Annotated in this window: 16 protein-coding genes; 1 reads left to right on the top strand and 15 read right to left on the bottom strand. The window is 62.6% G+C overall.

Annotation, left to right across the window (positions count from 1 at the left end; translation table 11 throughout):
• Positions 1-53: 53 nt before the first annotated feature.
• The 10 genes from EYW45_RS09695 to EYW45_RS09650 form a co-directional block, all read right to left on the bottom strand.
• Entirely contained in the window at positions 54-797 is a 744-nt protein-coding gene (locus EYW45_RS09695; RefSeq protein ID WP_328703609.1) for a phosphoadenylyl-sulfate reductase, read from the bottom strand.
• The gene (locus EYW45_RS09690) at positions 794-1,861 is read right to left on the bottom strand and encodes a sulfate/molybdate ABC transporter ATP-binding protein (protein ID WP_161135143.1); all 1,068 of its coding nucleotides are present in this window, start codon (positions 1,859-1,861) and stop codon (positions 794-796) included. Before EYW45_RS09690 ends, EYW45_RS09695 begins: the two co-directional genes overlap by 4 nt.
• 10 nt (positions 1,862-1,871) lie before the next feature.
• Positions 1,872-2,771, bottom strand: coding sequence for a sulfate ABC transporter permease subunit CysW (gene cysW, locus EYW45_RS09685; RefSeq protein WP_161135142.1), 900 nt, complete (start codon positions 2,769-2,771; stop codon positions 1,872-1,874).
• Positions 2,768-3,649: a sulfate ABC transporter permease subunit CysT gene (cysT, locus tag EYW45_RS09680; RefSeq protein WP_161135141.1), complete on the bottom strand. Its 882-nt coding sequence runs from the start codon at positions 3,647-3,649 to the stop codon at positions 2,768-2,770. The genes cysW and cysT overlap by 4 nt, the downstream gene beginning before the upstream one ends.
• Positions 3,650-3,694: 45 nt before the next feature.
• The gene (locus EYW45_RS09675; protein WP_161135140.1) at positions 3,695-4,714 is read right to left on the bottom strand and encodes a sulfate ABC transporter substrate-binding protein; all 1,020 of its coding nucleotides are present in this window, start codon (positions 4,712-4,714) and stop codon (positions 3,695-3,697) included.
• A 196-nt stretch (positions 4,715-4,910) separates the two neighbouring features.
• Positions 4,911-5,552, bottom strand: coding sequence for a peroxiredoxin (locus EYW45_RS09670; RefSeq protein WP_161135139.1), 642 nt, complete (start codon positions 5,550-5,552; stop codon positions 4,911-4,913).
• Between the two features lie 97 nt (positions 5,553-5,649).
• Complete coding sequence (locus EYW45_RS09665) at positions 5,650-7,482, bottom strand: acyl-CoA dehydrogenase (protein WP_161135138.1); 1,833 nt, start codon at positions 7,480-7,482, stop codon at positions 5,650-5,652.
• Between the two features lie 199 nt (positions 7,483-7,681).
• Positions 7,682-8,611 (bottom strand): electron transfer flavoprotein subunit alpha/FixB family protein, encoded by a 930-nt coding sequence (locus EYW45_RS09660; protein ID WP_161135137.1) that lies wholly within the window; start codon positions 8,609-8,611, stop codon positions 7,682-7,684.
• Positions 8,612-8,613: 2 nt separating this feature from the next.
• Positions 8,614-9,363 (bottom strand): electron transfer flavoprotein subunit beta/FixA family protein, encoded by a 750-nt coding sequence (locus EYW45_RS09655; protein ID WP_161135136.1) that lies wholly within the window; start codon positions 9,361-9,363, stop codon positions 8,614-8,616.
• Between the two features lie 183 nt (positions 9,364-9,546).
• Complete coding sequence (locus tag EYW45_RS09650) at positions 9,547-10,470, bottom strand: histone deacetylase family protein (RefSeq protein WP_161135135.1); 924 nt, start codon at positions 10,468-10,470, stop codon at positions 9,547-9,549.
• Between the two features lie 11 nt (positions 10,471-10,481).
• On the opposite strand from EYW45_RS09650, the gene mltB reads away from it, so the two are divergent.
• Positions 10,482-11,615 (top strand): lytic murein transglycosylase B, encoded by a 1,134-nt coding sequence (gene mltB, locus EYW45_RS09645; protein ID WP_161135134.1) that lies wholly within the window; start codon positions 10,482-10,484, stop codon positions 11,613-11,615.
• Positions 11,616-11,814: 199 nt separating this feature from the next.
• On the opposite strand, the gene cysM is transcribed toward mltB, so the two are convergent.
• The 5 genes from cysM to lapB all read right to left on the bottom strand — a co-directional run bounded on the left by cysM (position 11,815) and on the right by lapB (position 16,721).
• Positions 11,815-12,735 carry a cysteine synthase CysM gene (gene cysM, locus EYW45_RS09640; RefSeq protein WP_161135133.1) on the bottom strand — a complete coding sequence of 307 codons (921 nt, stop codon included), beginning with the start codon at positions 12,733-12,735 and terminating at the stop codon, positions 11,815-11,817.
• Positions 12,686-13,246 carry a ComEA family DNA-binding protein gene (locus EYW45_RS09635; protein ID WP_161135132.1) on the bottom strand — a complete coding sequence of 187 codons (561 nt, stop codon included), beginning with the start codon at positions 13,244-13,246 and terminating at the stop codon, positions 12,686-12,688. Before EYW45_RS09635 ends, cysM begins: the two co-directional genes overlap by 50 nt.
• A 333-nt stretch (positions 13,247-13,579) precedes the next feature.
• Positions 13,580-14,569, bottom strand: a complete 990-nt coding sequence (gene rfaD / locus EYW45_RS09630) for an ADP-glyceromanno-heptose 6-epimerase (protein WP_161135131.1) — start codon at positions 14,567-14,569, stop codon at positions 13,580-13,582.
• Positions 14,566-15,507, bottom strand: a complete 942-nt coding sequence (rfaE1, locus tag EYW45_RS09625) for a D-glycero-beta-D-manno-heptose-7-phosphate kinase (protein WP_161135130.1) — start codon at positions 15,505-15,507, stop codon at positions 14,566-14,568. The genes rfaD and rfaE1 overlap by 4 nt, the downstream gene beginning before the upstream one ends.
• The gene (lapB, locus tag EYW45_RS09620) at positions 15,504-16,721 is read right to left on the bottom strand and encodes a lipopolysaccharide assembly protein LapB (protein ID WP_161135129.1); all 1,218 of its coding nucleotides are present in this window, start codon (positions 16,719-16,721) and stop codon (positions 15,504-15,506) included. The genes rfaE1 and lapB overlap by 4 nt, the downstream gene beginning before the upstream one ends.
• Positions 16,722-16,841: the final 120 nt, after the last annotated feature.

Genomic DNA, 16,841 nt, shown 5'->3' with positions numbered 1-16,841 from the left:
TCGGCATCGGCGAACCTGGCGGCGGCCGATAGCGCGCACATTGCACAGCACCTTCAATGTGCCTCTTTGATCGGAATCGTCGCCCGGTTGCCTGCATGCAGACCGCACTCTTTGCTGTCGGCTTGCTCCCACCACCACCGGCCCGCGCGCACGTCTTCGCCCGGGCGCACCGGGCGCGTACAGGGGTCGCAGCCGATGGAGGGATACCCTTGATCATGCAGCGGGTTGTACGGCACGCCGAAGGCCTTGATCGCGTACCAGATCTCGTCATGGGACCACTCGGCCAATGGATTGAATTTGTAGAGCCCGAAGGTGTCGTCATGCCCCTCTTCCGGCAATGCGACTCGCGTGGCGGCCTGCTCGCGACGCTGGCCCGTGAGCCAGGCGCTGCGCGCCTTGAGCGCCCGCTGCAACGGTTCGACCTTACGGATATGACAACAGGCTTTTCGCAGATCGACGGACTCATAAAAAGCGAACGCACCGTGTGCCTGCACGTGCGCATCCACTTCAGCCGCATCGGGGCGAAAGATCTCGATCTCGATGCCGTACCGCTCGCGCACCACGTCGATCATGCCGAGCGTTTCGGGATGCAGCCGACCGGTGTCCAGCGTAAAAATACGCAAGCCGGTCTCCGACGCCGCGATGGCGTGCGTCAGCACCATGTCTTCGGCCGCGAGCGACGATGCCATGGCCGCATCGGGATAGCGGCGCACGATATCCTGCAAGCGCGCGATCAGCGCCGGCCAACGGATCGCCGTCACGACGTGGGCAACCGTTTCGTTCGACCTCGCGCTCACGCGGTGGCGCTCGCAAAAATACGGGCACGGCGAGGCGTGGCGAGAAACGTCTCGCCTTCGACCGGATTGAGCGCGCGAAACACCTCTTCGGGCAGCTCGGCCTCGATCAGCGTGTTGTCCGATTCGACCGAAAGCTCAAGGAATGCGCTGGGCCCGGCCAGATAGGCGTGATTCAAGCGCACCGCAATGCCATTGCCCTCGGCGCGATAACGCGCAATGTCGAACTCATGCGGTCGGATATAGGCGGTTGCGGCCTGGCCTGCCGCATCGGCAAACTCCGGCGCGGGCAACGACCAGCCGTTGGCATGCCAGACGCCGCCTTCGGCGCGCCCCTGAAACTGGTTCACATCACCCAGAAAGCCATACACGAACGGCGTGGCGGGATGCTCCCACACCTCGCGGGGCGTGCCCACCTGCTCGATGCGGCCGGCGTTCATCAGCACCACGCGGTCGGCCACCTCCAGCGCCTCTTCCTGGTCGTGCGTGACGAACACGCTGGCCACATTGAGTTCGTCGTGCAGGCGGCGCAACCAGCGGCGCAATTCCTTGCGCACTTTGGCATCGAGCGCACCGAACGGCTCATCGAGCAACAGCACGCGCGGTTCGACGGCCAACGCACGCGCCAGCGCAATACGCTGCCGCTGTCCGCCCGACAACTGGGCGGGGTAACGATCGGCCAGCCAATCCAGTTGCACCAGATTGAGCAGGTCGTGGACCTTGCGCTTGATCACGTCTTCCGCAGGCCGCTGCGATCGATGCTTCACCCGAAGCCCGAATGCCACGTTCTCAAACACGGTCATGTGCTTGAAGAGGGCGTAATGCTGGAAAACGAAGCCGACCTGACGCTTGCGCACGTCCACGCTCGTGGCCTCTTCGCCGCTGAACCACACGCTGCCCGAATCGGGCGTTTCCAGTCCGGCGATGATGCGCAACAGCGATGTCTTGCCGCAACCCGAGGGCCCGAGCAACGCCACCAGCTCGCCGGTTTCAATATGCAGCGACACGTCGTTCAACGCGCGAAAATCGCCGAACTTCTTGGATAGCTGACGAACTTCGATACTCATCTTCTTTCCTTCAAACAGGTTGGGCTGCGGGCGCGAACCCGGGCTGGCGCGTATCCGTGACCGCCGCCGCGCGTATCAGCCGGGCGTGCCGCCACTCCACCAGGCTCTTGGCCACCAACGTGAACAAGGCCAGCAGGGCAAGCAACGACGCCACGGCGAACGCCGCCGAAAACATATATTCGTTGTACAGAATCTCGGTGTGCAATGTCATCGTATTGGTCAGGCCGCGAATCCCGCCGGATACCACGGCAACCGCGCCGAACTCACCCATGGCGCGCGCATTGCTCAAGATCGCACCATACAACAACCCCCACTTCACGTTCGGCAAGGTCACCCGCCAGAAGATCTGCCAGCCGCTGGCGCCCAGGGTGAGTGCGGCCTGCTCTTCCTCGCTGCCTTGCGCTTGCATCAGCGGGATCAGCTCACGCGCCACGAACGGGAACGTCACAAACAACGTGGCGAGCACCACGCCCGGCACCGCGAATACCACACGCAGGCCGTGCGACTCGAGCCACGGGCCGAGCCACCCTTGTTGGCCGAACACCATGACGAAAATCAATCCGGCCACCACCGGCGAAACGGAGAATGGCAGATCGATCAGCGTAATCAGGAATTGCTTGCCGCGAAATTGAAATTTCGTGACGGCCCACGCCGCTGCAATACCGAATACGAGATTCAGAGGCAAGGCGATCGCCGCCACCCACAACGTCAATCGAATCGCCGACAACGCATCGGGTTCGGTAATCGCTTCAACATACAACTGCCAGCCTTTTCGAAAGGCTTCGGTAAACACCAGCACCAGCGGCAGCAGCAGGCACACCGCCAAAAAGCCCAGCCCGATCGTGAGCAGCAGCGCGCGAACCCATGCGGGTTCGGTCAGATGCGCCGGACGCGACGTGGAATCGCTCATGCCAACCTCCCGTTGCGACGCGCCTGCCAGGCTTGCAGCAGGTTGATGATCAAGAGCATCACGAACGACACACCCAGCATCACCGTGGCAATGGCTGCCGCCCCCGCATAATCGAAGGCTTCGAGTTTGGCCATGATCAGGAGCGGCGTGATCTCGGTGCGCATCGGCATATTGCCCGAAATGAACACAACCGAGCCGTATTCGCCCACCGCGCGCGCGAATGCGAGGGCAAACCCGGTCAGCAAGGCAGGAAGCACCGTGGGCACCACAATGCGCCAGATCGTTTGCGCCCGGCCCGCGCCCAGGCTCGTAGCGGCTTCTTCAAGCTCACGTTCGAGATCTTCGAGGACCGGTTGCACGGTTCGCACCACAAAGGGCAATCCGATGAACACCAGCGCCACGACGATGCCCAGCGGCGCGTAGGCCACCTTGATACCCAGGCTGTCCTGCAACCAACCGCCCAACCAGCCTTTTTGCGAATAGAGCTGGGTGAGTGCGATGCCTGCCACCGCCGTCGGCAAGGCAAACGGCAGATCCACCAGCGCATCGACGACCTTGCGACCGGGAAACCGGTATCGCACCAGTATCCAGGCCAGAATCGAACCGAAGACGGCGTTGATCGTGGCCGCGATGAAAGCGGCGCCGAACGTCAACTTGTATGACGCCATCACCCGCGGCGCCGTGACGGTCTCCCAGAAGCCGGACCAGCCCAACTCGGCGCTTCGCAACGGCAGTGCGGCGAGCGGAATCAGCACCAGCAAGCCAAGATAGAACACGGTATAGCCGAGCGACAGCCCAAAACCCGGCAGGACGCCGGGACGTTGGCGGCGAAGCGGCCTGGCCGCTCCGCTACCGATCGCGATTGCACGTGCATTCATCTGAGGCGCGTTTCCATGATGGCCAAGCCGGTGAAGGTTCGGCCCTTACTTGGGCGCGTAGACCTTGTCGAAAGTGCCGCCATCGCTGAAGTGATCCTTCTGCGCCTTGGCCCAGCCGCCAAACACCGAATCGACGGTAACCAGCTTCACCTTCGGAAAGCTGTCGGCATACTTGGCGGCAACGTTCTCATCCGTGGGGCGGTAATAGTTTTTGGCGATGATTTCTTGCGCTTCCGGGGTATACAGATACTCCAGATAGGCCTGTGCTGCGGCCCGCGTTCCCTTCTTGTCGACATTGCTGTCGACGATGGCGACCGGCGGTTCCGCGAGAATGGAAAGCGACGGCACGATGATGTCGAACTTGTCCGGACCGAGTTCCTTGATGGCGAGGAACGCTTCGTTTTCCCAGGCCAGCAGCACGTCGCCCACACCGCGCTCAACGAACGTCGTGGTGGCCCCGCGGGCACCGGTATCCAGCACCGGCACGTGCTTGAGCAGTTCGCCCACGAAGGCCTGCGCTTTTGCCGGATCGTTATTGTTCTGCTCCAACGCATAAGCCCATGCCGCCAGATAATTCCAGCGCGCGCCACCGGACGTTTTGGGGTTGGGCGTGATCACTTCGATCTTGTCGCGAATCAGGTCGTTCCAGTCCTTGATCTGTTTGGGATTGCCCTTGCGCACCAGGAAAACGATCGTGGAGGTGTACGGCGAACTGTTCTTGGGCAGCTTCGCTTGCCATTTCGGATCGAGCAGCCCCTTCTCGGCGACGGCATCAATGTCGTAGGCCAGGGCAAGCGTGACCACGTCGGCGTCCAGCCCATCGATCACCGAACGCGCCTGACGACCCGAGCCGCCGTGCGATTGGCGAATCGTCAGCTGCGTGCCGGTTTTCGCTTTGTATTGCTTGATGAAGGCCGCATCGATATCGCGATAAAGCTCGCGGGTGGGATCGTACGAGACGTTCAACAGCGTCTGCGTGGATTGCGCCTGCGCGGGCAGAACGGCAGCGACCGATAACGTTACGGCTGCCAGGGCATTCAAAACCAGGTGCTTACTCAACCGCATGATCCCATCCCAGATTATTTAATGTGATGAGAGTGTGCCGGGACGGCCATTGGAACGGAACGAATCATTATGTCGTTGCTCATCGCCAGGAGTCATATAGAAATCACGCTCAAAAAAAACCTCCCGAAGGAGGTTCTGAACGCTTGCCGGGAAGCAGGCCATCGACATGACCCACCGCACCGGCAACCAGCGGCAATTACTTGTTGGGCTGTGGCGTCACGCGCAGATAGGGACGCACGGCTTTGTAGCCCTTCGGAAATTTCTGCTTGATCACGTCCTCGTCCTTCAGCGACGGCACGATGATCACGTCATCGCCATCTTCCCAATTCACCGGCGTAGCCACGCTATGGCTATCGGTCAGCTGCAGCGAATCGATCACGCGCAGAATTTCATTGAAATTGCGGCCCGTGCTGGCAGGGTACGTGAGCGTCAGGCGAACTTTTTTCTGCGGGTCGACGATGAATACCGAACGCACCGTCAACGTGGTGTTGGCGTTGGGGTGAATCATGTCGTACAACGTGGACACCTTGCGGTCTTCATCCGCCAGGATCGGGAAATTGACCGTCGTGCTCTGCGTCTCGTTGATATCGTCGATCCACTTGACGTGCGAGGCTGCGGCATCGACCGACAAGGCCAACACCTTCACATTGCGCTTGGCGAATTCGTCGGCCAAGCGGGCGGTGTAGCCCAGTTCGGTCGTGCAGACCGGCGTGAAATCCGCCGGATGCGAGAACAACACGCCCCAGCTGTCGCCGAGAAACTCGTGGAATTTGATGCGGCCAATGGACGAATCTTGTTCGAAGTCGGGAGCGATATCGCCCAGATGAAGTGCGGTCATGATGGTGTTTCCTCGGGGTTTGAATGTTTGAACGTGACCCGTGATGACGATTTTGGCATCAAACCGAAACCAGACTAAATACGCAATTTATATAACCTTATGCAATATCGCCGTCGGTCCCGCAGGCCTCGGTAACCTCGCCTGCCAGCACGGCCTGGGACAGTGCCGACACTCGAGGCAAGAGTTGCGCGCCATAGAAAAACGCCGTGGCGCGCTTCTGAACATAGAACTTATCGCCGTCGCCATCCCGAATGTGCTGCTCGCAGGCCAAGGCCGCGCGCGCCATCTGCCAGCCTCCGTGCGTGAGACCGGTAAGCATCAGATAGGGGACGCTGCCGGCAAAGACGGCACGCGGGTTGTCCTTCGCGTGCGAGAGCACGTATTGCACGGCTTTTTCGTAGCCGCCGATCGCAGCCTCGAAGTGATCGTGCAGCACGGCCCAGGCGCCCGGTGGTGCGCTATCGGCGGTTGCACTCGCCACGACCGTCGCCAGCGCGGCCAGCGTGTCGCGCATGGCGGCAATGGCGGCCGCGGCGACCGCTCCGCCATCGCGCAGGGTTTTGCGGCCGACCAGATCGTTGGCCTGAATGGCCGTGGTGCCCTCGTAAATCGGCAGGATGCGCGCATCGCGGTAGTGCTGTGCCGCACCCGTTTCTTCGATGAAGCCCATGCCGCCGTGCACTTGCACGCCCAGCGAAGTGACCTCGAGCGCCGCCTCGGTGGAAAACCCTTTGATGACCGGTACCAGATACTCGTAAAACGCCATATTGCGCGCCCGCACCTGCGCATCCGGATGATGCTTGCCGCGATCGTGAGCGGCCGCGGCCACGAACGACACCGCGCGCCCGGCTTCGGTCAGTGCGCGCATCGTGAGCAGCATGCGCTGCACATCGGGATGGCGCGCGATCGGCACGGGACCGGACGAACCTTCGACCGCACGGCTTTGCACGCGGTCGCGCGCATAGGCCAGTGCCTGCTGGTAGGCGCGTTCGGAGACGGCGATCCCTTGCTGGCCCACGGCATAGCGGGCGGCGTTCATCATGATGAACATGTACTCGAGCCCGCGGTTTTCCTCGCCCACCACGTACCCCACGGCGCCCTCGCCCACGTCGCCCTGACCGCTGCCGAACACCAGCACGGCGGTCGGGCTGCCGTGGATGCCCAGCTTGTGTTCGATCGACGCGCACCAGACATCGTTGCGGGCACCCACTGCACCATCGTCGCCGACCAGGAACTTCGGCACGATGAACAGCGAAATGCCTTTGACGCCCGGTGGCCCGTCGGGCGTGCGAGCCAATACGAGGTGAATGATGTTTTCGGCCAGATCGTGTTCACCATAGGTGATGTAGATTTTCTGGCCGGTGACGCGATAGCTGCCGTCGGGCTGCTTGACGGCGCGGGTCGCCACCTGTGCCAGATCGCTGCCCGCCTGCGGCTCGGTCAGATTCATCGTACCGGTCCATTGACCGCTGATGAGGCCGGGCACGAATTTGCGCTGCTGCTCGTCCGTGCCGGCCGTGAGCAGCGCTTCGATCACGCCATCGGTCAGCATCGGGCACAGCGAAAACGCCAGGCTGGCAGCGTTGATGTTTTCGCTGGCGGGAGCGGCCACCAGCTTGGGCAGCCCCTGGCCGCCCCAATCCTGCGGGTGCGAAAGCCCTTGCCAGCCCCCGTCCGCATACGCCTTGAACGCCTGCACAAAGCCCGGCGTGGTCGTGACTGCGCCATCCTTCAACACCGGGGGCTGCGTGTCGCCTGCACGGTTGAGCGGTGCGATGGCCTGCTCGACGAAGCGTGCGTTCTCGTCCAGGATGGCATCGACCAGATCCGGCGTGACCTCTTCGAAGCCCGGCAAAGCCAGCACATCGTCCAGGCCCGCCAGGGCGTTGAGTGCGAAACGAATATCGCGCAAGGGCACGGTGTAAGTCATGAGGTCTCCGAAAACGCGCTCCCCGCGCGCATGCGCCGGGAATGCTGTTGTTATTGTGACCGGCTCACGCCAGGCAGCATCTATCGAACGAGGTTATCAGACCAACACCCTATGCGAAAAGGCCCGCCAAATGAAAAAGGCCTGCACGGCAGGTGCAGGCCTCGGCAGACGCCGCCACTCGCGCGGCGGCGCGCGCGCTTTACAGCTTTTCGGTCAGTTCCGGCACGATCTTGAACAGATCGCCCGTCAGGCCGTAGTCGGCCACACCGAAAATCGGCGCTTCTTCATCTTTGTTGATGGCCACGATGACCTTCGAATCCTTCATACCGGCCAAGTGCTGGATCGCGCCCGAAATACCGATGGCGATATACAGCTGAGGCGCCACGATCTTGCCGGTTTGGCCCACTTGCCAGTCGTTGGGCGCATAGCCCGCGTCGACGGCAGCGCGCGAGGCGCCCAGCGCGGCGCCGAGCTTATCGGCCAGCGGGTCGAGGATCTTGAAGTTTTCGGCGCTGCCCATGCCGCGGCCGCCGGAAACGACGACCTTGGCGCCAGCCAGCTCGGGACGATCGCTCTTGGCCACTTCGCGGCCGACGAACGACGACAACCCGGAGTCGGCCACGGCCGTGACGTTCTCGACCGTGGCGCTACCGCCTTCGGCAGCGACGGCATCGAAGCCCGTGGTGCGCACGGTGATGACCTTGATGGCATCGGACGATTGCACCGTGGCAATCGCGTTGCCGGCATAGATCGGACGCTGGAACGTATCGGCCGATTCGACCGCCGTGATATCCGAAATCTGTGCGACGTCGAGCTTGGCAGCCACGCGCGGCGCCACGTTCTTGCCCGATGCGGTCGCGGCAAACAGAATGTGCGAGTAGTTCGACGCGATTTCCAGCACTTGCGCCGCAACGTTCTCGGCCAGACCGTCACCCAACTGCGTGCCTTCGGCCAGCAGCACCTTCGCCACGCCCGCCACCTTGGCGGCGGCATCGGCGGCCGCTTGCGCGCCCTGGCCGATCACCAGCACATGGACGTCGCCGCCCAACTGGGCCGCAGCAGCCACGGTGTTCAAGGTAGCGCCTTTCAACGAGGCGTTGTCGTGTTCAGCAATAACAAGAATCGTCATGTTCAGATCACCTTCGCTTCGTTCTTCAGCTTGTCGACCAGTGCAGCAACGTCGGGCACCTTGATGCCGGCCTTGCGTCCGGGCGGCTCCGACACTTTAAGCGTCTTCAAGCGCGGGGCAGGATCCACACCCAACTCATCGGGCGTCAGGGTATCCAGCGTTTTCTTCTTGGCCTTCATGATGTTGGGCAGCGTCACGTAGCGCGGCTCATTCAAGCGCAGGTCGGTGGTAACGATGGCCGGCAATTTGAGCGACAGGGTTTCCAGACCGCCGTCCACTTCGCGCGTGACCTGTACCGTACCGTCGCCGAGCTCGACCTTGCTGGCGAACGTGGCCTGGGGCCAGTTCAGCAGCGCAGCCAACATCTGGCCGGTCTGGTTCGCGTCATCGTCGATGGCTTGCTTGCCCAGAATCACCAATTGGGGCTGCTCGCGATCCACGACGGCCTTCAGCAACTTGGCCACGGCCAACGGCTGCAGTTCGGCGTCGGTTTGCACAAGGATGCCGCGATCGGCGCCGATGGCCATTGCCGTACGCAGCGTTTCCTGGCTTTGCGCAACACCGCACGAAACCGCGACCACCTCGGTCACGGCGCCTTTTTCTTTGAGACGTGTGGCTTCTTCAACGGCGATTTCGTCGAAGGGGTTCATCGACATCTTCACATTGGCGATATCTACGCCAGTCTGATCCGATTTGACGCGCACCTTGACGTTGTAATCGACGACACGTTTGACGGGTACCAGTACCTTCATCCAGCAATCTCCAGAAGTTTTCGTGAATCGGTTTCTTGAATCAGTTTCTTGAATCGTTTTCGAAAATCGTTTTAGGTTCAACCAGGCCGTGCTCGATGCTTGGCCGCATGGCCGTCAACGACAACCAAGCGCCGCGCTCGCAGCAACGCGTTTAAGCGCGCAGCGCAGCAAATCCAATCGATTCTACAACTTTGCGAGCGCGCGTATGTGAGCAACCACGCTGCGACCGAGGGCAGACAGGTTGTAGCCGCCTTCAAGCACGCTCACCACACGACCTTGCGCATGGCGGTCAGCCACGCTCACCAACTGCTGCGTGATCCACGCATAATCGGCCTCCACCAAGCCCATCTGGCCCATATCGTCTTCACGATGAGCGTCGAACCCCGCCGAGATCAACAGCAGTTCCGGCTTGAATGCGGCCAGGGCCGGCAACCAGCGATCGGTCACGATGGGCCGCACGGCATCGCCGCCCGAATAGGCAGGCAACGGCGTATTGAGCATATTGTGAGCCGGTGCTTCGGTGCCGGAATTCGGAAAGAACGGATGCTGAAAAAAACTGCACATCAATATGCGCTCGTCGCCGGCAAAAATGGCTTCGGTGCCATTGCCGTGATGCACGTCGAAATCGATGATCGCCACGCGCGTCAAGCCCCACACATCGATGGCATGGCGAGCGGCCACGGCCACGTTGTTGTAGAAGCAGAATCCCATGGCTCGGTTACCCTCGGCATGGTGACCGGGTGGACGCACCGCGCAGAAGGCGGTCTGATGCGCCCCGCCCATCACGGCGTCGACCGCTGCCACGCCGGCACCCGCCGCGTGGCGCGCCGCCTCGAGCGTGTGCGGATTCATGAGCGTATCCGGATCGATGGGCACATGGCCCTCGGCCGGCGAGCGTGCAGTGAGTCCGGCCAGGTAATCCGGATCGTGCACCCGCGCCAGATCGGCGGCGTCGACGGCTGGCGCGTCCTCGGCGACCAGGAACGGCATCAGCCCGCTCGACAGTAATTGATCGGAAATGGCATCCAGTCTCGCCGGACATTCGGGATGCCAATCGCCCATCTCATGCAGCCTGCAGGCCGGGTGGGTAAGATAGAGTGTCTCCATAAGGAAGGATTATGTTCATCAGTTGGCGTTTACTGCAAATCGGTGCTTTTTCGGCGATGCTCGCCGCCTGCTCAACCCCCGCGGCCGAACGGCCGGGCACCGGCTCTTCGTCGCAGTTGCCAAAGCCTTCCACGCCCGCAGCGTCCGGCACGGCCGCACTGCCCACGCACACGGGCGAATCCGCCGTGCTTGCACCAGACGGCCGCCTGCGCCCGGAAGTGCAAGCCTTTGCAAATGAGCTGGCTGCCACGCGTGGCCTGCAACCCGCAGCGGTCAACAGCCTGCTCGCCAGCGCCACCTACAACGAACGCGTCGCCAAGCTGATCGCGCCGCAGGTGGCCACCGGCCGCAAGATCGTGCGCAGCTGGACCGTTTACCGCGCACGCGTGGTCGAACCGGTGCGCATCCGCTGGGGTATCGATTTTCGTGACGCCAATCGCGACGTGCTCAACCGTGCGGCGCAACGCTATGGCGTGCCCGACACCATCATCGCCGCCATCATCGGGGTCGAAACGAATTACGGCCGCAATATGGGGTCGTTTCGCGTGATGGATTCGCTCACCACCCTGGCCTTCGACTATCCGGATACGACCCGGCCCGAGCGCGAAACCATGTTCCGAAATCAATTGGCCGATTTCATCGAACTTACCCTGCAAGGCAAGCTCGATGCTGAAACCGAGGGGTCGTTCGCCGGCGCCATCGGGATGTCGCAGTTCATGCCCGGCAGCATCAAGCTCTACGCGGTCGACGGCGATCAGGATGGTCACATCGATCTGGCGCATAGCATCGAAGACGCCGTGATGTCGGTCGGGAATTTTCTGAGCGAACATGGCTGGCAGCGCGGTTTGCCGGTGTTCGCACCCGTCACGCTCCCCGCCAACCCGGCCGCATTGGTCGATGGCGGGCTGGTGCCCAAACAGGATTGGACGCGGATCGAAGCGGCCGGTGGCCGCTTGATGCCCGGTGCGCGAGACACCGGCTGGATGGCCCGTCCGTTGGGCGTGATCGACCTGCCGGACGAAGCGCGCGGCACGGCGCAATACCGCACCGCGACTGAGAACTTCTTCGCGTTGACGCAGTACAACCGCAGTTACTTTTACGCGGCGTCGGTGGCCGACCTGGCGTCGGCGCTGGAACAACCTTGACGATACCGGCGGTCAGCGCTGGCTGATCGGCCGCTTTCAACCTGTCTCGGCATGGGGAGCAAGGGCCGACACCTCGCCGGCCGCGCCCCTACCGCGGCCACTCGAGGTCATGCCGAGTCATCGAACGATTCCCTCGGGCCCGGCCGTAGCGAAGAGCGGCCTGCCATTACGCTGACCGAACGCGGCGTAGCAGATCGTGTCAGCCGTTGAAGACGCCAGTCGACAGGTACCTGTCGCCGCGATCGCAAACGATGAACACGATCGTGGCGTTGGTGCTGCGCTCGGCCACGCGCAGGGCCGCAACGAGCGCACCGGCGGCGGAGATACCGCCGAAGATGCCCTCTTCCGATGCCAGCCGTCGTGCCATGGACTCGGCATCGGCTTGCTCGATGGATTCGTAGCTGTCGACGCGCGCGCGATCGAAAATCGCTGGCAAATAGGCCTCGGGCCACTTACGTATGCCGGGAATCTGCGATCCTTCGGCCGGCTGCGCGCCGACGATTTCAATCGCCGGGTTCTGGCCTTTCAGGTAGGTCGACACGCCCATGATGGTACCGGTCGTCCCCATCGCGCTCACAAAGTGCGTGATCTCGCCATCGGTCTGGCACCAGATTTCTGGCCCCGTGGTTTCCACGTGCGCCAACGGATTATCCGGATTGGCGAACTGATCCAGCACGCGCCCCTTGCCTTCCGCCTGCATTGAGGTGGCCAGATCGCGGGCGAACTCCATGCCGCCCTTGTCGGCCGGCGTCAGGATGAGCTCCGCGCCATAGGCCGTCATCGCCGCGCGCCGCTCGACCGACAGGTTGTCCGGCATGATGAGAATCATGCGATAGCCACGCATGGCGGCCACCATCGCCAGCGCGATACCGGTATTGCCGCTGGTCGCCTCGATCAGCGTGTCGCCCGGTTTGATATCGCCACGCGCCTCGGCACGTTGAATCATCGACAGCGCCGGACGGTCCTTGACCGAGCCCGCCGGATTATTGCCTTCCAGCTTGGCCAGAATGACATTGCCGCGATCGGCGCCCAGCGCGCCCGGGATACGCTGCAGGCGCACGAGCGGGGTCTCACCGACGGTTTGTTCGAGAGTGGGATAGGTTTTCATGCTGAGGATCATAACGCGCAGACGATGGCGTCGTCACAACCGGCGTGGCGATCATGGGCCCACTCGCAGCACGCCCTGCACGGGGGGCAGGCACCACCTCGGGCGACACCGACGCGTCCGGTTCGCCGACCCGCAAGCCCTGCGTCTGCAACGCGCGCACCTTCTTTTGACCCAAGCCGCGCACGCGATCGGATAGGTCCTCAAGCGACTCGAAGCGCCCGGCCCGCTCACGTTCCTGAACAATGATTGCTGCCGTCTTGGGCCCTACGCCGCGCAACGCCTGGAGCGCGTCGGCCGATGCCGCGTTCAGATCGACGGCCCCCGCAGCGCCCGCATGCAAACCGGCCGCGAGGATAAGGCAGGTCAACGTCACGGTTCTCACATGGCGCGTGTCGAACGCAGGATGGGTGGTCAACCTGGGATAAAGCGTGTCGGGGGCAGGAAGCGCGGTGGCCGTGGCGGGCCGGCTTGCCACCGCAGGCACGGCGGCGCGTGCTACAGGGTCGAGAAGAAATGGATTCATGGCGAAGCTCCGATCAAGCGGTGCGGCAGGACATTCACCTCCGCACATCTTCATCATCGCCGCCGGCGCTCTCCGCGAACCGACCAATGCACGAAAACACCCGTGCGAAAAACTACGTGGCTCGCCGGATGGACATGCCGCCACGTCTTGCGCCATCACGTTTGCGCTATCACCTCACGATCCTTCGGATACGTCGAGCTTCTATCACACGTTCACCGGCATGGCCGTCTACTCGGAACAAGAGAGGTTCCAGAAGTTTCGCGAGACCACCTTCGCGTTACCACATAGGGCCCCACCGATTGTCGGGCCTCACCACACGTCGCGCGCGGTGCCCTACTTGCGTGCGCGCCAGGTTTGCACGTACTCCGTGACGCCCGTGCGCACATCTCGCATCGGCGCCGCGAAACCCGCGCCGCGCAATTGCGTCACGTCGGCCTGCGTAAAGCTTTGATAGCGTCCTTTCAAGTCGTCCGGGAACGGGATGTACCGGATCAATCCGGCCGCAACCAATTCCTGCAGGGACGCTTCCGGCACGCCCTGCTCCGCACGCAAGGTATTGACGACGGCCGCCGCGATATCGTTGAACGGCTGCGCGCGACCCGTGCCGCAGTTGAAGATACCCGACTGCTCCGGATGATCGAGGAAGTGCAGATTGACGGCGACCACATCGTCCACCGAAATGAAGTCACGGCTTTGCTCGCCATCGCCGTAACCGTCCCAGCCGGCGAACAGGCGCACATGACCCTCCGCCAGGAACTGGTTCATGTTGTGAAAGGCCACCGACGCCATGCGTCCCTTGTGCTGCTCGCGCGGGCCGTAAACATTGAAATAGCGTAGCCCGACGACCTGCGCGGTGCGGCGCGATTCACGTTGCCGCACCACTTGGTCGAACAGCAGTTTGGAATAGCCGTACACATTGAGCGGCCCTTCGTTGGCGGGCTCCTCGCGATACACCTCGGAAGCGCCGTACACAGCCGCGGACGACGCATAGATCAACGGAATGCCGTTGCCCTGCGCATACTCGAGCAGCTCGAGCGACACACGATAGTTGTTGTCCATCATGTAGGCGCCATTGCGTTCGGTGGTATCCGAGCATGCGCCTTGATGCAGAATCGCCGTGACGCCGGGCAATGCACCGTTGGCGACGCGCGAGCGGAACACATCGCGATCCAGATAATCGGCGATCCTCAGATCGGCGAGATTGCGAAACTTGTCGCCCTCGGTCAGATCATCCACGGCAATGATGTTGTCGATGCCGCGCTGGTTCAATCCCTTGACCAGATTGCTGCCGATAAATCCTGCTGCGCCAGTGACGACGATCATGATGATTCTCCTTCCAGCTCCGCGGCCGTGACCGTGGAGGTACCCAATTTACCGACGACGACACCGCCGGCCCGATTGGCCCAGCGCATCGCATCAGACCAGGATAGTCCTGCTGCGCGCGATACGGCCAGCGTGGCCAGCACCGTATCGCCTGCGCCCGAGACATCGAATACTTCGTGCGCCTGCGCGTCGACGTGATCGCGGCCCGCTTCGGTGAACAGGGTCATGCCCTGCTCCGAACGGGTTACGAGCAGGGCTTCCAGTGCCAGTTCGCGGCGCAGGGCTTGTGCACGCTCATCGAGCTGCGCCTCGCTTTTCCAGTTGCCCACGGCCTGCTGCATTTCCGATCGATTGGGGGTGACGAGCGATACGCCGGTATATCGGGTGTAGTCGTCGCCCTTGGGATCGACCAGTACCGGCACGCCGGCGGCCCGCGCGATCGCGATGAGGTCGACCACGCGGTCGAGCACGCCTTTGGCATAGTCGGACAACACCACAATGTCGTGGTGGGCCAATTGGCGCTGGAATTCAGCCGTGATCGCATCCATGCACGCGGGTTCGGGAAGGGCTTCGAAGTCCACGCGCAATAACTGCTGCTGCCGCCCGAGCACCCGCATCTTCAGGGTAGTGGGGAGCGCCGCGTCGGTCAGCAATGCGGCTTGAATGCCGTCGTCGGCGGCAAGCGCGCAGATGCGCTCGCCGGCTTCGTCCGCGCCGATCGCACCGATCAACGTGGCACGCGCACCCAGCGAGACGATATTGCGCGCCACGTTGGCGGCGCCGCCCAGGCGATCTTCACGGCGTGCGACACGCACGACCGGCACCGGGGCTTCGGGTGAAATACGATCGACTTCGCCGAACCAATAACGATCGAGCATCACATCGCCGACCACGAGCACCCGCACGCCCTGGATGGCGCGCGTTGGAAATTCCATCATTCGAGTTCTTCCAGTCGACGGGGCGAGTAGGTTTCCCATGAATTACACCCCGGGCATTGCCAATAGAATCGTCGCGCCTGAAAGCCGCAATGGCGGCAGGCGTAGCGATCGAGCCGCTGCGTATGCTTGTGAATCAGGCTGCGCAGCAGCGTCAGATCGGCCCCAGGCACCGGCGCTTCGCCACTCGCCCCCTTGGTGGCGAGTTCGGCTTCGATCAGCCGATCCAGCCCCAGCAGCGACGGATGCTGCGCCAAGGCGGCGCGTGCAAAAGCCCATGCCGGATCGACGCCGTGCTGGGCGCGCATTTCGCGAAACACGACATCGAACACATCCAGCGACGGCGCCTGCGCATACTGCTGCGTGAGCACCGCCAGGCCCTCATCGGCCTGCCCGGCTTCGCGATAGTTGCGCAACAACGACTCCGCCACCAAGCCGCCATACTCTGGCATGTGCGACAAGACGCTGCGCAGATGCATCCGCTCTTCGTGGGGCTTGCCCTGCTTGACGGCCAGTTGCGCCCGGATCATCGCCACACGCGCCGTGGACGCCTTGCTGGCCGTTGCGGCACCCGTGCCGGCTTCGATCGCATGATCGGCGGCATCGAGCGCCACCTGCGCGGCATTGAAATCGGGCGGATTGCGCTCCAAGGCCATCTGCGCTTGTTCGCAGTGGTAATGCACCAATTGCGGCACGGGCTCGTCGACCAAACCGCGCAATGTTTTGACGGCTTCGATCGCGCGGGGCCAATCGTGCTCGGACTCGTAAATGCGGATCAAGGATCGCATTGCCGGCAAGGCATAACGCGTTTCCTTGAGCCCCTCGAAGCCTGATTCGGCCCGATCGAGCATCCCGGCTTTCAGGAAGTCCTGCGCCAATTCGTGTTGCGCATGTTCACGCTCGACATTCGGCAGATCCGACCGGCTCAGCAGGCTTTGATGCACGCGGATGGCGCGCTCCATCTCACCGCGCCGCCGGAACAGGCTGCCCAAGGCAAAGTGCAATTCGGTGGTTTCTGAATCGAGCTTGGCCACTTCGACAAAGGCGTCGATCGCGCGATCGGGCTGCTCGTTGAGCAGAAAATTAAGGCCGCGAAAATAGGAATCCGGCAGCGTACGCGTTTCGCTCAACATCTGACGGATATCCACGCGGGCTGCCAACCAGCCCAGGCCGAATACAACGGGCAAGAAGATCAACCACCAAGGTTCGAAATCCAAATCGCCGACTCGCTTGAAAAAACGTTAAGGGCGCAAGCTGCGCCCGGAATGATGGCACGCGCCCGAGGCTACCGACGGCGTGCCCGCGCACAGCGCCGGAGCCTGCGCGCTGGCTATGGC

The organism is Schauerella aestuarii, assembly GCF_009866805.1.
GTDB lineage: Bacteria > Pseudomonadota > Gammaproteobacteria > Burkholderiales > Burkholderiaceae_B > Schauerella > Schauerella aestuarii.
This window is presented reverse-complemented; position numbering and strand designations above follow the sequence as displayed.

Coding starts and splice junctions, on each gene's coding strand:
- EYW45_RS09690 (WP_161135143.1), bottom strand. CDS start 1,861: ATGAGTATCGAAGTTCGTCAGCTATCCAAGAAGTTCGGCGATTTTCGC.
- cysW (WP_161135142.1), bottom strand. CDS start 2,771: ATGAGCGATTCCACGTCGCGTCCGGCGCATCTGACCGAACCCGCATGG.
- cysT (WP_161135141.1), bottom strand. CDS start 3,649: ATGAATGCACGTGCAATCGCGATCGGTAGCGGAGCGGCCAGGCCGCTT.
- EYW45_RS09675 (WP_161135140.1), bottom strand. CDS start 4,714: ATGCGGTTGAGTAAGCACCTGGTTTTGAATGCCCTGGCAGCCGTAACG.
- EYW45_RS09670 (WP_161135139.1), bottom strand. CDS start 5,552: ATGACCGCACTTCATCTGGGCGATATCGCTCCCGACTTCGAACAAGAT.
- EYW45_RS09665 (WP_161135138.1), bottom strand. CDS start 7,482: ATGACTTACACCGTGCCCTTGCGCGATATTCGTTTCGCACTCAACGCC.
- EYW45_RS09660 (WP_161135137.1), bottom strand. CDS start 8,611: ATGACGATTCTTGTTATTGCTGAACACGACAACGCCTCGTTGAAAGGC.
- EYW45_RS09655 (WP_161135136.1), bottom strand. CDS start 9,363: ATGAAGGTACTGGTACCCGTCAAACGTGTCGTCGATTACAACGTCAAG.
- EYW45_RS09650 (WP_161135135.1), bottom strand. CDS start 10,470: ATGGAGACACTCTATCTTACCCACCCGGCCTGCAGGCTGCATGAGATG.
- mltB (WP_161135134.1), top strand. CDS start 10,482: ATGTTCATCAGTTGGCGTTTACTGCAAATCGGTGCTTTTTCGGCGATG.
- cysM (WP_161135133.1), bottom strand. CDS start 12,735: ATGATCCTCAGCATGAAAACCTATCCCACTCTCGAACAAACCGTCGGT.
- EYW45_RS09635 (WP_161135132.1), bottom strand. CDS start 13,246: ATGAATCCATTTCTTCTCGACCCTGTAGCACGCGCCGCCGTGCCTGCG.
- rfaD (WP_161135131.1), bottom strand. CDS start 14,569: ATGATCGTCGTCACTGGCGCAGCAGGATTTATCGGCAGCAATCTGGTC.
- rfaE1 (WP_161135130.1), bottom strand. CDS start 15,507: ATGATGGAATTTCCAACGCGCGCCATCCAGGGCGTGCGGGTGCTCGTG.